The organism is Micromonospora sp. NPDC003816 (assembly GCF_042874705.1).
Lineage (GTDB): Bacteria > Actinomycetota > Actinomycetes > Mycobacteriales > Micromonosporaceae > Micromonospora.
This window is the reverse complement of record NZ_JBIANP010000006.1, coordinates 374,288-387,045: the sequence shown is the minus strand read 5'-3', so window position 1 is coordinate 387,045 and position 12,758 is coordinate 374,288. Positions and strand designations below refer to the sequence as shown.

Here is a 12,758-nt window from a genome sequence, read left to right as displayed (position 1 = left end):
ACGCGCCACCGGTTTGTGGGTTGCGGGGCGGCCCGACCGGCGCAGGGATCAAGCCTGACCGCCCGGAGCCGGTCGGGCTGCCCGGAACCCCCACCACGCACCCACGCACAAGCACAGACATCAAGAACCAGCCCGAACCGAAGCCCCACCAAGCTTCTCCACCACAGCCCGCACCCGCACCCCCGCCCGCAACGGCACCGCCGCCGTAGCCGCCCCCGCCAGGAACACCCACCCCTCCCGCAGCCGTACGCCGTGCCGCCCGGCCAGCCGGATGCCCTCGTCCAGGGCCCGGCGCGGGTCGCCGAGGATGGCCGCCGTCGAGCCGACCTGGGCGACTCGTCCGTCGACCTCCAGCAGTACGCCGAGGTTCTCCAGCCCGTCGGGCACGGATGACCAGGGGCCGATCACGAACGCGCCGGCCGAGGTGTTGTCGGCGATGACGTCCGGCAGGGAGAAGGTGAAGTTCGCGTACCGGCTGTCGATCAGCTCGATCGCCGGGGCGACGGCGCGGACCGCGTCGGTGAAGTCGCCGACCGGCTCGCCGGGTTCGGGCAGTCGGTCCAGCAGGAACGCCACCTCGGGTTCGACCCGGGGGTGGATGAAGCCGGTCACGTCGACCGTGCCGCCGTCGGGGATCCGCATGGTGTCGGTGAGCCGACCCCAGATCACCTCGTCCACCCCGACCTGGGCCATCTTGGCCTTGCTGGTCAGTCCCATCTTCAGCCCGACCAGCCGCTCGCCACGGTCGAGCCGGCGTTGCACGAGAGCGGCCTGCACCGCGTACGCGGTGTCGACGTCGAGTCCGGTCTCGGCGGCGATCTGCGGTACGGCGGTGGCCGTGTCGGCCGCCCGGTCCAGTGTCGCCGCGATCTGCGCGATGTCCGGCCCGATCATGTTCTCTCCTGTCCGGCGAGGTCCAGCGCCACGTCGACGATCATGTCCTCCTGCCCGCCGACCATCCGTCGTCGGCCGAGTTCGACCAGGATGGAGCGGACGTCCACGCCGTACCGGGCGGAGGCCCGTTCGGCGTGCCGGAGGAAACTGGAGTAGACCCCGGCGTAGCCGAGGGAGAGGGTTTCCCGGTCCACCTGGACGGGCCGGTCCTGGAGCGGGCGGACGATGTCGTCGGCGGCGTCCATCAGCGCGAAGACGTCGCAGCCGTGCTCCCAGCCGTGCAGTTCGGCGACCGCGACGAAGACCTCCAGCGGCGCGTTGCCGGCCCCGGCACCCATTCCGGCGAGCGAGGCGTCCACCCGGACGGTCCGCCCGTGCGGGGCGTCCGGGCCGACCGCGTCGGCGCCGACGACGCGCCCGTGCTCGACGGCCGCCACGCTGTTGGCCACTCCCAGCGAGAGGTTGTGGTGGGCGTGGATGCCGATCTGCGTGGTCGGCTCCAACACCTGCCGGTACGCGTCGACGCGTTGCGCCACGTCGGATGTCAGCAACCGGCCGCCGGAGTCGGTGACGTAGACGCAGTGCGCCCCGTACGACTCCATCAGTCTGGCCTGGGCGGCCAGCCCGGCCGGGTCGTTCATGTGCGACATCATCAGGAAGCCGGAGACGTCCATGCCGTTCTCGCGCGCCCACGAGATGTGCTGGGCGGAGATGTCGGCCTCGGTGCAGTGGGTGGCGATCCGGACGCTGGTCACACCGAGCGCACGCGCCGCCTTGAGGTCGGCGATGGTGCCGATGCCGGGCAGCAGCAGGGTGGTCAGCTTGGCGGTGGTCATCACCTCGGCCGCCGCCGCGATCCAGTCGGCGTCGCTGGCCGCGCCGTGGCCGTAGTTGACGCTGGAACCGGCGAGCCCGTCACCGTGCGCCACCTCGATCGCGGCCACCCCTGCGGCGTCCAGTGCGGCGGCGATGGTGCGGACCTGGTCGACGGTGTACCGGTGGGCGACGGCGTGCATGCCGTCGCGCAACGTCACGTCCTGGATGTACAGCTCGGTCATCGGACCGCCCTCCACGACCGTCCCGTCGTCAGTACTCACGTCCGCACCCCCTCGGCGCGCAGGGCGACCAGGCGCTGCGCGGTCCGCAGCGCGGCCGAGGTCATGATGTCCAGGTTCCCGGCGTACGCGGGCAGGTAGTGCCCGGCACCGGCGACCTCCAGGAAGACCGTCACCTGTACGCCGGTGAGCTGCCGGCCCAGCGTCGGCACGTACCCGTCCACCCGGTCGAACTGCACGTCCTGCTTGAGCCGGTAGCCCGGGACGTACTCCTGCACCTCGGCGACCATCGCGGCGACCGACTCGGCGATGGCGGCCCGGTCGGCGTCCGGGTCCGGGCAGAGGCAGTAGACGGTGTCGCGCATCAGCAGCGGCGGCTCGGCCGGGTTCAGCACGATGATCGCCTTGCCGCGTTCCGCGCCGCCGACCACCTCGATGGCGCGCGCGGTGGTCTCGGTGAACTCGTCGATGTTGGCCCGGGTGCCCGGACCGGCCGACCGCGAGGCGATCGAGGCGACGATCTCGCCGTACGCCACCGGGGTGACCCGGCGGACCGCCGCAACGATCGGCACGGTCGCCTGTCCACCGCAGGTCACCATGTTCAGGTTCGTCTCGTGCAGGTGCTCGTCGAGGTTGACCGGCGGCACCACGTACGGGCCGATGGCAGCCGGGGTCAGGTCGACCACCGTGCGCCCGTGGCGGCGCAGCACGGCGTCGTTGTGCCGGTGCGCGCCGGCCGACGTGGCGTCGAAGACCAGGTCGACGTCGGCGAACTCGGGCATCGCGACCAGGCCGTCCACGCCCTCGGCGGTGGTGGCCACGCCGAGGCGGCGGGCGCGGGCCAGGCCGTCGGAGGTCGGGTCGATGCCGGCCATCGCCACCATCCGCAGGCCACCGTCGGCGTCACCGCCCGAGCGGAGCACCTTGATCATCAGATCGGTGCCGATGTTGCCGGACCCGATCACCGCCACTCCGGCCATCAGGACGCCTCCTTCGCGAAGCAGGCCCGGACCGAACCGAGCCCGGAGATACGTGCCTCGTACGTCGCACCGGCCGTCACCGGCACCATCGGCCCGAGCGCACCGGAGAGCACCACGTCCCCGGCGCGCAGCGGGTCACCGGCGCGGGCCAGGGTGCCGGCCAGCCAGGCCAGCGCGTGCAGCGGGTTGCCGAGGCAGGCCGCCCCGGCACCGACCGACACCGGCTCCCCGGCGTGCTCCAGCACCATCCCGGCCAGCCGCAGGTCCACGTCGCCGACCCGGCGCGGCGAGGTGCCGAGCACGAACAGTCCGCTGGAGGCGTTGTCCGCGACCGTGTCCACGATGGAGATGTCCCACCCGGCCACCCGCGAGTCGACGACCTCGATGGCCGGCAGCAGGTGGTCGACGGCGCGCAGCACGTCCACGGTGGTGATCCGGGCGTCGGGCAGGTCGGCGCCGAGCACGAAGGCGATCTCGGCTTCGACGCGGGGCTGGAGCAGCCGGTCCAGGGCGATCTCGGCCCCGTCGGGCACCGCCATGACGTCGGTGAGCACACCGAAGTCCGGCTCGTACACGCCGAAAGCCTCCTGGACCGCCCGGGAGGTCAGCCCGACCTTCGCCCCCACCCGGCGCTGACCGGACGCCAGCCACTCGCGGACCTGGATCTGCTGCACCCGGTACGCCGCCTCGACGTCCCCTTCGGGCAGCAGCCTCCCGCGCAGCGGCGGGCACGGCTTCCCACTCTCCCGAGCCTCGATCAGTTCCCGGCCGACAGCATCGAAGTCAACGGTCATGAGAGGTCCACGCAGACGTTGGTGAGTTCGGAGTAGAAGTCGAGCGAGTGCACGCCGCCCTCGCGACCGATGCCGGACGCCTTCACCCCGCCGAACGGGGTACGCAGGTCGCGCAGGAACCACGTGTTGACCCAGACGATGCCGGTGTCCAGCCGGGCGCCGGCCCGGTGCGCCCGACCCACGTCCCGGGTCCACACGGTCGCCGCCAGGCCGTACTCGGTGCCGTTGGCCAGCTCGTACGCCTCGTCCTCGGTGTCGAAGGGCGCGACGTGCACCACCGGTCCGAAGATCTCCTCACGGTTGGTGCGGGCGTCCGGGCCGAGGCCGGTCAACACGGTCGGCTGCACGTACGCGCCACCGTCGCGGGCGTCGCCGAACTGCGGCGTCCCGCCGCCGGCCAGCACCTGTGCGCCCTCGGCGCGGGCCAGGTCGTAGTGACCGAGCACCTTGTCCCGGTGGGCGTGCGAGATCAGCGGCATGTTCACCGTCGCCTCGTCGGCCGGCCAGCCGTACGCCAGCTCGGCGGCGCGCGCGGCCAGCCGCTCGGTGAACTCCTCGAACACCGGCCGCTGCACGAGGATCCGCTCGGTGCAGAGGCACACCTGGCCGCCGTTGGTGAAGCTGGACCGGACCGAGCCGGCGACCGCCGCGTCCAGGTCGGCGTCGGCGAAGACCAGCCCGGCGTTCTTGCCGCCGAGCTCGAAGCTGACCGCCTTCACGCCGTCGGCGGCGGCGCGCATGATGGCGCTGCCGGTGGCGGACTCCCCGGTGAAGGTGATCGCGTCGACGCCCGCGTGCCGGGTGAGGAACTCCCCGGCGGAACCGGGACCGAAGCCGTGCACCAGGTTGAACACGCCGTCGGGCACACCGGCCGCCGCCATCACCTCGGCGAGCAGCGTGGCCGAGGCGGGCGTCTCCTCGCTGGGCTTGACCACCACCGCGTTGCCGCAGGCCAGTGCCGGTGCGACCTTCCAGGTGAGCAGCAGCAGCGGCAGGTTCCACGGCACGATCACCGCGACCACGCCGACCGGCTTGCGGACCGCGTAGTTGAGCGCCCGCCCACCGGTCGGGGTGACCGTGGTGAACGACTCGGTCGGCGCGGTCGCCACGATCTCGGCGAACGCCCGGAAGTTGGCCGCGCCACGCGGGATGTCCAGGGTGCGGGCCTGCGAGATGGCCTTGCCGGTGTCGGCCACCTCGGCGGTGACCAGGTCGTCGAAGCGGCGTTCCAGCTCGTCGGCGACCCGACGCAGCACCTCGGCGCGTTCCCGCTCCCCCATCCGGCCCCACGGCCCGCGCAGCGCCGCCCGGGCAGCCGCCACCGCCTCGTCCACCACCGACGCACCGGCCTCGACCACCTCGAAGACCGGTTCGCCGGTGACCGGGCTGCGGCGGGTGAAGCGGGGGCCCTCGTCGCGGAACTCGCCGCCGACGAAGTTGCGCAGCAGGCCGGGGCCGTCCGGCGCGTGCCCGGTCATCAGCCGGGGGTCCCATCGGGTCATCGACGCCGCCCGCGCCCGATCGCCACCGCCGCACCGGCCACCGCCGCCAGCACACCGGCGGCCACCGCGCCGAGGACCTGGTACTGCCGACGGACCCGGCGGCGCACCTGCGCGTACGGGACGGTGGAGAAGGAGACCATCTCGTACTGGGAGACGTACCGTCCGGGCAGCGCCCGCTCCAGGGCGTGCTCGACCTTCTTGCGGGTCCGGAACACCGGCGAGGCGACCTTGTCGCGCATCTCCACGAAGTTGGCCAGCGCCATCCGGGCGATCGCCTCGGCGTTGCCCTGCCGACGCTGCTGGAACAGCGGCAGCGCGGCGGACCAGTCGTCGTCGCACTCGGTCAGGCAGCGGTCCAGCTCCACCACGTCCTCGAAGGCGCAGTTGGCGCCCTGACCGTAGAAGGGCACGATGGCGTGCGCCGCGTCGCCGAGCAGACCGACGCGTCCGTTCACCTGCCACGGGTCGCAGCGCACCGTGCCGAGGACGCCGACCGGGTTGTGCTGGTAGTCGTCGACCAGATCGGGGGCGAGCGGCAGCAGGTCCGGGTAGTGCGCGGCGAAGTGCTGTTCGATCGCCGCCTTGCTGCCCAGCGAGGCGAAGCTCGCAGTGCCGTGGGTGGGCCAGAACAGTGTGCAGGTGAAGGAGCGGTCCGGGTTGGGCAGCGCGATCATCATCGAGGTGCCGCGCGGCCAGATGTGCAGGGCGCCCTCGTCCAGGGCGAAGTCACCGCCGGCCGGCGGGATGGTGAGTTCCTTGTAGCCGTAGTCGAGGAAGTCGACGCTCTCGGTGACCAGGCCGTGTTCGAGCAGTTGTCCGCGTACCGCCGAACCGGCGCCGTCGGTGCCGAGCACGACGCGGGCGTCCGCGGTGGCCGTGCCCTGCGGGGTCTCGAAGGTCATCCGCGCGGTGTCCGGATCCAGGCCGACCAGCCGGTGGTCGAAGGCGATCCGCACGCCGGGCAGCTTCGCGGCGGCCTCCAGCAGCGCGTTGTTCAGCGCGCCCCGGCTGATCGAGTTGATCGCCCGGTCGCCGGAGACGCTGTACGACTGGAAGCCGGGCTCGCCGAGCACCGGGTGCACCATCCGGCCCCGCATCGGCAGTGCGTCGGCCATCACCTGCTCGTCGAGCCCGATCCGGCGCAGCGCGTCCAGCCCGCGCTCGGAGAGCGCCAGGTTGATCGACCGTCCCCGCTCGACCGTCCCGGTACGCGGGTCCGGCCGCCGCTCGTACAGCGCCACCGGATAGCCCCGGCGGGCCAGGAAGCAGGCCAGCAGGCAGCCGGCCAGCCCGGCACCGACCACGGCGATCTCGTCGCGTTCCCGGTTCATCCAGCTCTCCCAACGGTCGCGGCCAGCGCGTCGGCGACCCGCCAGCAGTCGTGGTACGTCGAGTAGAGCGGCACCGGGGCGAACCGGACGACGTCCGGCTCCCGGGCGTCGGCGATCACTCCGTGCTCGTACCGGAGCCGCTTGGTCAGCTCCCTGGCGCTGCCCTCGCCGAGTCTGACCGAGAGTTGGCAGCCACGGCGACCCGGGTCGCGCGGGGTGATCACGGTCAGCGGCCGGTCGGCGGTCACCTCGTCCAGCAGCCGCTCCAGGTAACCGGTGAGCCGCAGGCTGCGGTCACGCAGCGCGGGCATCCCGACCGAGTCGAACAGCTCCAGCGAGGTACGCACCGGCCCCATCGAGAAGATCGGCGGATTGGAGATCTGCCATGCCTCCACTGTGGACGGCGGCCGGCTGACCGGCGTCATCTCGAACCGGGTGGCCGCCGCCGTGCTCCACCAGCCCTCGAAGCGGGGCAGGTCCGCATCGCCGTGGTGCCGCTCGTGCACGAACACTCCGCCGAGCGCGCCCGGCCCCGAGTTGAGGTACTTGTACGAGCACCAGGCCGCGAAGTCGACGTCCCACTCGTGCAGCGACAGCGGCACGTTGCCGGCGGCGTGCGCCAGGTCCCAGCCGACGACCGCCCCGGCGGCCCGGCCGGCGGCGGTGATCACCGGGATGTCCATCAGCTCGCCGGTGAGGTAGTTGACGCCGCCGAGCAGCAGCAGCGCGACGGTCTGCCCCTCGGCGGCGAGGAACGCGGTGACGTCCTCGGTGCGCAGGGTGTCCTCGCCCGGTCGCGGCGTCAGCCGGACCACGGTGGTGTCCGGGTCGAGCCCGTGGAACCGGGCCTGACTGCGCACCGCGTAGCTGTCCGAGGGGAAGGCGCTGTCCTCGATGACGATCCGGGTCCGCGTGCCGCTCGGCCGGTAGAAGCTGACCATCAGCAGGTGCAGGTTGACCGTGAGCGAGTTCATCACCACGGTCTCGGTGGGCAGGGCGCCGACGAGTCGCGCGGCCGGGGCCGTCAACAGCTCGTGGTACGGCAGCCAGGGCCGTTCCGCCTCCAGGTGCCCCTCGACACCGAGCCGCCCCCAGTCGTCCAGGTCGGCCAGCAACTCGTCCCGGGTCGCCCGGGGTTGCAGGCCGAGCGAGTTGCCCGCCAGGTACGCCGACTCGGGATGGTCACCGCCGTCGGCCGGTGGCACGTGGAACAGGTGCCGGTGTCCGGGGTCGCTGGCGTCCAGCCGGAGGGCTTCGGCCTCGCCGGGGCGTGGCGCCCCGGTCTCGTTCGTCGTCATCGTCGCCTCACATCGCGGTACGGGCGGACCACAGCTCGGGGAAGACCACCCGGGCCATGCTGCGTTGCAGCCAGGCCAGCCCGGCGGAACCGCCGCTGCCGACCTTGGCGCCCATGGTGCGCTGCACCGCCTTGATGTGGTGGTGCCGCCAGTCGCCGAACTGTTCGGCGACCTCGGTCAGCGCCTCACCGAGCATCCGCAGGTGGTTGTCCGGGCCGGCGTCGGCGTAGATCCGCACCCAGGCCGCCTCGACGGCGGGGTGCGGCTCGTGCTCGACCGCCACGTCCCGCTCCAGCAGGTCGGCGGGAAGCTCGTGGCCGTGCCGGGCGAGCAGGGCCACCACCTCGTCCCAGACGCTGGGCGTGTCGAGGGCGGCGGTCAACTCGGCGTGCACCTCGGTCTGCCGGCGGAACGGCCGGATCAGTGCCGGGTCGCGGAGCCCGAGCTGGAACTCCAGGTGGCGGTACATGGCCGACTGGAATCCCGAGCCCTCACCGAGCAGGTTGCGGAAACGGTTGAAGTCGGCCGGAGTCATCCAGCGCAGCCCCCGCCAGGCGGCGTTGAGCCCTTCCAGGTGCAGCGCGGCCCGCCGCAGCGGGGCGAGCGCCTCCCACACCCGGTCGGTGCGCACCAGCCGGGCGGCGTCGCGCAGTTCGTGGCAGGTCAGGCCGAAGTACAGCTCCATGATCTGGCTGACCATCAGGAACGACATCTCGCCCGGGTCGTCGCTCAGCGGCTGCTGCAACCGGTGCAGCGTGCTGGCCTGCACGTACGCGTCGTACGGCACCCGCTCGGCGAATTCCAGCGTCGGCTCACCGCCGTTGCGCGCGGCTCGGGCCGCGCGCTGGCGGCCGGTGACCGGACGCACCGCCGCCCGGGTACCGGGGCGCAGTTCCGTCTGCTCCATGCGTCGGCTCCTTCCTGGCGTCGGTCCAGACATGATCTCGCGGTGGGATCGCCTGACGGAATGCCTCTTCAACGGCGGTTCAGCAGGTCGACCTGCCGAACGAAAGGCACTGGCAGCAGTTCGCTTGCCGGACGTAAGGTCGCCGCGTGGACGAGATGGACTGGGCCCTGCTCCGTGAGCTGCAGGCCGACGCGCGACTGTCGTTCAGCGAGCTGTCCCGGCGGGTGCACCTGTCTCCCCCGGCCGTCGCCGAACGGGTCCGGCGGCTGGAGGAGACCGGCGTGGTCACCGGCTACCACGCCCACGTCGACCTGGCCCGGGCCGGTCGCACCGTGGTGGCGCTGATCCGGATGTCCTGTTACGGCGCCCGGTGCATCCTGCACGTCCCCGAGGTCGCCGACTGGCCGGAGATCCTGGAGATCCACCGGATCACCGGCGACGCGTGCAGCGTGCTGAAGGTCGCGGCCGGGTCGATCGGGGAGTTCGAGGCCGTCATCGACCGACTCGCCCCGTACGGGCAGCCGTCCAGCACGATGGTCCTCTCCACGCCGCTGGGCTGGCAGCCGGTCACCCCGCTGTCGGGTTAGCCGCCCCGGCAGGGGGAATGCGCCGCGGGTCACCCCAGCAGGACCGGTGCACCGGTGCCGGGAGGGAGGATCATGCGGGGTCTGCGTCCGTACCCGTCGACCATCGTCCGACTCTTCGGCGCGTTCGCCTTGATCGGGGCTTTCGTCCTGGTCGGCGCCGCGCCCGCCCGGGCAGGTGAGAACACCTTCGTCGAGGTGACGCCGAACAGCGTGCAGGCCGGTTCCCGGGTGCACCTCAAGGCCAGCTGCGACAACGCCAACAACCGGCAGGCCGAGGTGACCTCGGACGCGTTCCGTCAGGTCTTCCTCCGCCCGAACGACGGCTTCCTCACCGGGGACGTCACCGTGCCGAGCGAGAAGCAGGCCGGCAACTACCCGGTCACCCTGCACTGCGAGAACGGTCAGACGGCCGACACCACGCTGACCGTGCTGAACATGGAGCAGCCCACCAAGGGACCGGCGACCGGAGGCGGCGGCACCGCAGGCGGCGACACCGGCTCGATGCTGCTGCTCGGCGGCGCCGCAACAGTGGCCGCGGTGGTGGTGTTCGGGCTGGTGAGCAGCCGGCGTCGGGCCGGTTCCTGACCCGCTGTCGCGATGAGCGGCTCTCGCGTACCCGCGCCGGAACCCGGTCCGGGTCGGCGCCGGATCACCGCCCGTCGGGTGCCTCGCGCCTGGCGTCGGGTGGTGGGCACGGCGCTGGGTCGGCTGGGCCGGGTCACCACGCAGATGGGGTCGGCCAGCGTCAGCACGCCCGACCCGGCGGCGCCGCCGGTGCCGCCCCGCCGTCGGCAGGTCGGCCGGTACCGCCGGTACGGCCGGTCCACTCCCGGGGTGCCGGTCCTGGTGATCGGCGCGTTGATGCTGCTGATCGTCACGATGCTCGGCGTCGAGCGGCTGACCGGGGTGAACCTGCTGCCGGACCGGTTCATCGCCGGGCTCGGCCGCCCGCCGAAGGAGTACCCGATGCTGTCGGCGAGCGAGCCGGTCAGCATCGAGATCAGCAAGATCGACCTGACCGCTCCGGTGCACAACGTCGGGATCGCGCCGGACGGCAGCGTCGCCGCTCCACCGGCCGAACGGGCCCAGGAGGCCGGGTGGTACGACCAGGGTCCGACCCCCGGCCAGTACGGCCCGGCCGTCATCGTCGGGCACGTGGACACCAGCACCGGACCGGCGGTCTTCCAGGACCTACGGGAACTGCGCGGCGGTGACCGGGTCGAGGTGGCCCGGTCGGACGGCTCGGTCGCGGTGTTCGAGGTCGAACGCGTCGGCCGGTACGACAAGGAGCAGTTGCCGGCCGACGACGTCTTCGGCGACTTCAGCCGGCCCCAGTTGCGGCTGATCACGTGCGGCGGGCGCTGGGTCGGCGGCGACACCGGGTACGCGGACAACGTGATCGTCTTCGCCTCGCTGGTGCAGGCTCGCTGACCCGCCTGGACGCCCGGCCGACGACGGCCCTCGCGGCCGGGCCGCGTCGGAGGCGCGCCCAGGCGGCGCCGGACGCGGCCCGGGGCTGTCGCCGGGGGCGCGGCTCAGGCGGCTTCGGGCTCGCGCAGGTCGAGCCAGTCCGCCCAGCGCGGGTCGGGGGCGCGGTGCCCGAGCACCCGCCAGGCGATCCCGCGCGGCGGTGCCGGCGGGGAGTGCAGCCGCCAGCCCATCTCGGCGGGGGTCTTGTCGCCCTTGCTGTGGTTGCAGCGGGCGCAGGCGGCGACCACGTTCTCCCAGGCGTGCCGACCACCACGGCTGCGCGGGAAGACGTGGTCGATGGTCTCGGCCGGCCCCCGGCAGTAGGCGCACCGCCAGCCGTCCCGAGCGAAGATCGCCCGGCGGGACAGACCGACGTGGGTGCGGTACGGCACCCGGACGAACCGGGTGAGCCGGACGACGGAGGGCACCGGGAGCGCGTTGCGTGCGCTGTGCAGGATGCCCTCGCCGTCGGCGACGCAGACCGCCTTGGCGGAGAGCACGAGGATCGCGGCACGGCGGACCGACACGACACACAGCGGCTCGTAGGTGGCGTTGAGAACCAGCGCGCCGGAGCCCACCGTGGGTCGTATGTCAGGCATCGCGTCACCCTCCCGGTCAAGCGGCAGTCACACTCGCCACCGCCGACCGGTGTCGGACACAGCCCTACACCATGTCGACGCCGGCCGGTTCACCGACGTCCGTTGCGCCAATCGTCCCTGATCGGAACCGCGAATGCACGTACTAATCCTGGGTAGCCGGGGCGGCTTTCCGACCGGTCGAGGTCCGACGTCACCGTCCGGTGGGGCGGCGGTGTACCCGTCGGGCGGTTGCGGTACGAACACAGGGTGATTGTCAGCATCCTGCGCACCGTCGTCCCCACGCCGTCCCCGACCCCGTCGGAACCGGACGAGACACCCAGCCCGGAGTGTCTGGACGAGGTCGTCTGCAACTGGGTCTGGAAGTTCTCCGACTCGGTGTGGTTCGCCGAGGGCAGCTACTGGATCCTGATCAAGCCGTTGCGGATCCTGTTGATCCTGCTGCTCGCGATGTCCGCCCGGTGGCTGGTGCACCGTACGCTCCGCCGACTGGTCCGCACCACCAGCGACGCCGGGGTGCCCACCATGCTCCGCCCGTTGCGCGAGCGCATCCCGACCGCGACCGCCGCACCCGGCGAGTTCGTGCCGGAACGTCGCCGACAGCGCGCCGAGGCGATCGGCTCGGTGCTGCGCAGCATCAGCACGGCGTTCATCTACGGCATCGCGGTGCTGATGGTGCTCAAGGAGTTCAGTTTCGAGCTGGCACCGCTGCTGGCCAGCGCGGGCATCGCCGGTGTGGCTCTCGGCTTCGGCGCGCAGAGCCTGGTGAAGGACCTGCTCGCCGGGCTCTTCATGCTCATCGAGGACCAGTACGGGGTCGGTGACAACGTCGACCTCGGCGAGGCGACCGGCGTGGTCGAGGCGGTCGGGCTACGGGTCACCACGGTGCGCGACGGTCGGGGCGTGCTCTGGTACATCCGTAACGGCGAGGTCGTCCGGGTCGGCAACAAGAGCCAGGGCTGGGCGTTGGTGGTGGTGGACCTGCCGATCGGCTTCGCCGGCACCGAGGAGGCCATGGCGGTGCTGCGGACCGCCGCCGCCTCGGTCGCGGTCGACCCGGAGCTGGCCGCGTCGATCGTGGAGCCACCGGACGTGCTCGGCGTCGAGCAGGTGACGGTGGAGGGCACGGTCATCCGGACGGTGGTCAAGACCACCGCCGAGGGACAGTTCGCCGTCGGTCGGGAATTGCGTCGCCGGCTCGCCGAGGCGCTGGAGAACTCCGGCATCACAGCGCGGATCGCGGTGGGGCGGCTCTATCCCGGGCTACCTACTCGTTCCGATAGTGAGACCGGTCAGGGGGGTGCCACCTGAGCGGCGTGACGGGGGTCGCGGCCGAGTGGCCCC

At 72.4% G+C, this 12,758-nt stretch carries 13 protein-coding genes; 4 read left to right on the top strand and 9 right to left on the bottom strand.

Annotated elements, in window-relative coordinates; translation table 11 throughout:
• Nucleotides 1–120: 120 nt before the first annotated feature.
• Genes ACFYTT_RS21860 through ACFYTT_RS21825 form a run of 8 tightly spaced genes read right to left on the bottom strand, consistent with a single transcriptional unit; the run spans nt 121 to nt 8,761 of the window.
• Nucleotides 121–894, bottom strand: a complete 774-nt coding sequence (locus ACFYTT_RS21860) for a 2-keto-4-pentenoate hydratase (protein WP_387261608.1) — start codon at nt 892–894, stop codon at nt 121–123.
• Nucleotides 891–1,952: a 4-hydroxy-2-oxovalerate aldolase gene (dmpG, locus tag ACFYTT_RS21855; RefSeq protein ID WP_131056344.1), complete on the bottom strand. Its 1,062-nt coding sequence runs from the start codon at nt 1,950–1,952 to the stop codon at nt 891–893. The genes ACFYTT_RS21860 and dmpG overlap by 4 nt, the downstream gene beginning before the upstream one ends.
• Nucleotides 1,953–1,987: 35 nt before the next feature.
• A complete protein-coding gene (locus tag ACFYTT_RS21850) occupies nt 1,988–2,932 on the bottom strand; it encodes an acetaldehyde dehydrogenase (acetylating) (RefSeq protein WP_387261688.1) in 945 nt (314 codons plus the stop codon).
• The gene (locus tag ACFYTT_RS21845) at nt 2,929–3,723 is read right to left on the bottom strand and encodes a 2-keto-4-pentenoate hydratase (RefSeq protein WP_387261606.1); all 795 of its coding nucleotides are present in this window, start codon (nt 3,721–3,723) and stop codon (nt 2,929–2,931) included. Before ACFYTT_RS21845 ends, ACFYTT_RS21850 begins: the two co-directional genes overlap by 4 nt.
• Complete coding sequence (locus ACFYTT_RS21840; protein ID WP_387261685.1) at nt 3,720–5,201, bottom strand: 2-hydroxymuconic semialdehyde dehydrogenase; 1,482 nt, start codon at nt 5,199–5,201, stop codon at nt 3,720–3,722. Before ACFYTT_RS21840 ends, ACFYTT_RS21845 begins: the two co-directional genes overlap by 4 nt.
• A gap of 20 nt (nt 5,202–5,221) precedes the next feature.
• Nucleotides 5,222–6,556 carry an FAD-dependent oxidoreductase gene (locus ACFYTT_RS21835; protein WP_387261603.1) on the bottom strand — a complete coding sequence of 445 codons (1,335 nt, stop codon included), beginning with the start codon at nt 6,554–6,556 and terminating at the stop codon, nt 5,222–5,224.
• Entirely contained in the window at nt 6,553–7,854 is a 1,302-nt protein-coding gene (kynU, locus tag ACFYTT_RS21830) for a kynureninase (protein ID WP_176095046.1), read from the bottom strand. The genes ACFYTT_RS21835 and kynU overlap by 4 nt, the downstream gene beginning before the upstream one ends.
• A gap of 7 nt (nt 7,855–7,861) precedes the next feature.
• Nucleotides 7,862–8,761, bottom strand: a complete 900-nt coding sequence (locus ACFYTT_RS21825; RefSeq protein WP_387261600.1) for a tryptophan 2,3-dioxygenase — start codon at nt 8,759–8,761, stop codon at nt 7,862–7,864.
• Between the two features lie 146 nt (nt 8,762–8,907).
• Here ACFYTT_RS21825 and ACFYTT_RS21820 point away from each other — a divergent pair, with 146 nt between their 5' ends.
• From ACFYTT_RS21820 to ACFYTT_RS21810, 3 genes are all read left to right on the top strand, one after another.
• Nucleotides 8,908–9,348: an Lrp/AsnC family transcriptional regulator gene (locus ACFYTT_RS21820; protein ID WP_357210878.1), complete on the top strand. Its 441-nt coding sequence runs from the start codon at nt 8,908–8,910 to the stop codon at nt 9,346–9,348.
• 72 nt (nt 9,349–9,420) lie between these two features.
• Nucleotides 9,421–9,933, top strand: a complete 513-nt coding sequence (locus ACFYTT_RS21815; RefSeq protein ID WP_357210875.1) for a hypothetical protein — start codon at nt 9,421–9,423, stop codon at nt 9,931–9,933.
• Nucleotides 9,934–9,945: 12 nt separating this feature from the next.
• Nucleotides 9,946–10,779, top strand: a complete 834-nt coding sequence (locus ACFYTT_RS21810) for a class F sortase (RefSeq protein WP_387261597.1) — start codon at nt 9,946–9,948, stop codon at nt 10,777–10,779.
• A gap of 104 nt (nt 10,780–10,883) precedes the next feature.
• Here the strand turns inward: ACFYTT_RS21810 and ACFYTT_RS21805 are convergent, their stop codons facing one another.
• Nucleotides 10,884–11,417 carry an HNH endonuclease gene (locus tag ACFYTT_RS21805; RefSeq protein ID WP_131056270.1) on the bottom strand — a complete coding sequence of 178 codons (534 nt, stop codon included), beginning with the start codon at nt 11,415–11,417 and terminating at the stop codon, nt 10,884–10,886.
• A gap of 246 nt (nt 11,418–11,663) precedes the next feature.
• Between ACFYTT_RS21805 and ACFYTT_RS21800 the strand changes: the two genes are divergently transcribed.
• Nucleotides 11,664–12,725 (top strand): mechanosensitive ion channel family protein, encoded by a 1,062-nt coding sequence (locus ACFYTT_RS21800; RefSeq protein WP_387261594.1) that lies wholly within the window; start codon nt 11,664–11,666, stop codon nt 12,723–12,725.
• Nucleotides 12,726–12,758: the final 33 nt, after the last annotated feature.

Coding starts and splice junctions, on each gene's coding strand:
- ACFYTT_RS21860 (WP_387261608.1), bottom strand. CDS start 894: ATGATCGGGCCGGACATCGCGCAGATCGCGGCGACACTGGACCGGGCG.
- dmpG (WP_131056344.1), bottom strand. CDS start 1,952: ATGACCGAGCTGTACATCCAGGACGTGACGTTGCGCGACGGCATGCAC.
- ACFYTT_RS21845 (WP_387261606.1), bottom strand. CDS start 3,723: ATGACCGTTGACTTCGATGCTGTCGGCCGGGAACTGATCGAGGCTCGG.
- ACFYTT_RS21840 (WP_387261685.1), bottom strand. CDS start 5,201: ATGACCGGGCACGCGCCGGACGGCCCCGGCCTGCTGCGCAACTTCGTC.
- ACFYTT_RS21835 (WP_387261603.1), bottom strand. CDS start 6,556: ATGAACCGGGAACGCGACGAGATCGCCGTGGTCGGTGCCGGGCTGGCC.
- kynU (WP_176095046.1), bottom strand. CDS start 7,854: ATGACGACGAACGAGACCGGGGCGCCACGCCCCGGCGAGGCCGAAGCC.
- ACFYTT_RS21825 (WP_387261600.1), bottom strand. CDS start 8,761: ATGGAGCAGACGGAACTGCGCCCCGGTACCCGGGCGGCGGTGCGTCCG.
- ACFYTT_RS21815 (WP_357210875.1), top strand. CDS start 9,421: ATGCGGGGTCTGCGTCCGTACCCGTCGACCATCGTCCGACTCTTCGGC.
- ACFYTT_RS21810 (WP_387261597.1), top strand. CDS start 9,946: ATGAGCGGCTCTCGCGTACCCGCGCCGGAACCCGGTCCGGGTCGGCGC.
- ACFYTT_RS21805 (WP_131056270.1), bottom strand. CDS start 11,417: ATGCCTGACATACGACCCACGGTGGGCTCCGGCGCGCTGGTTCTCAAC.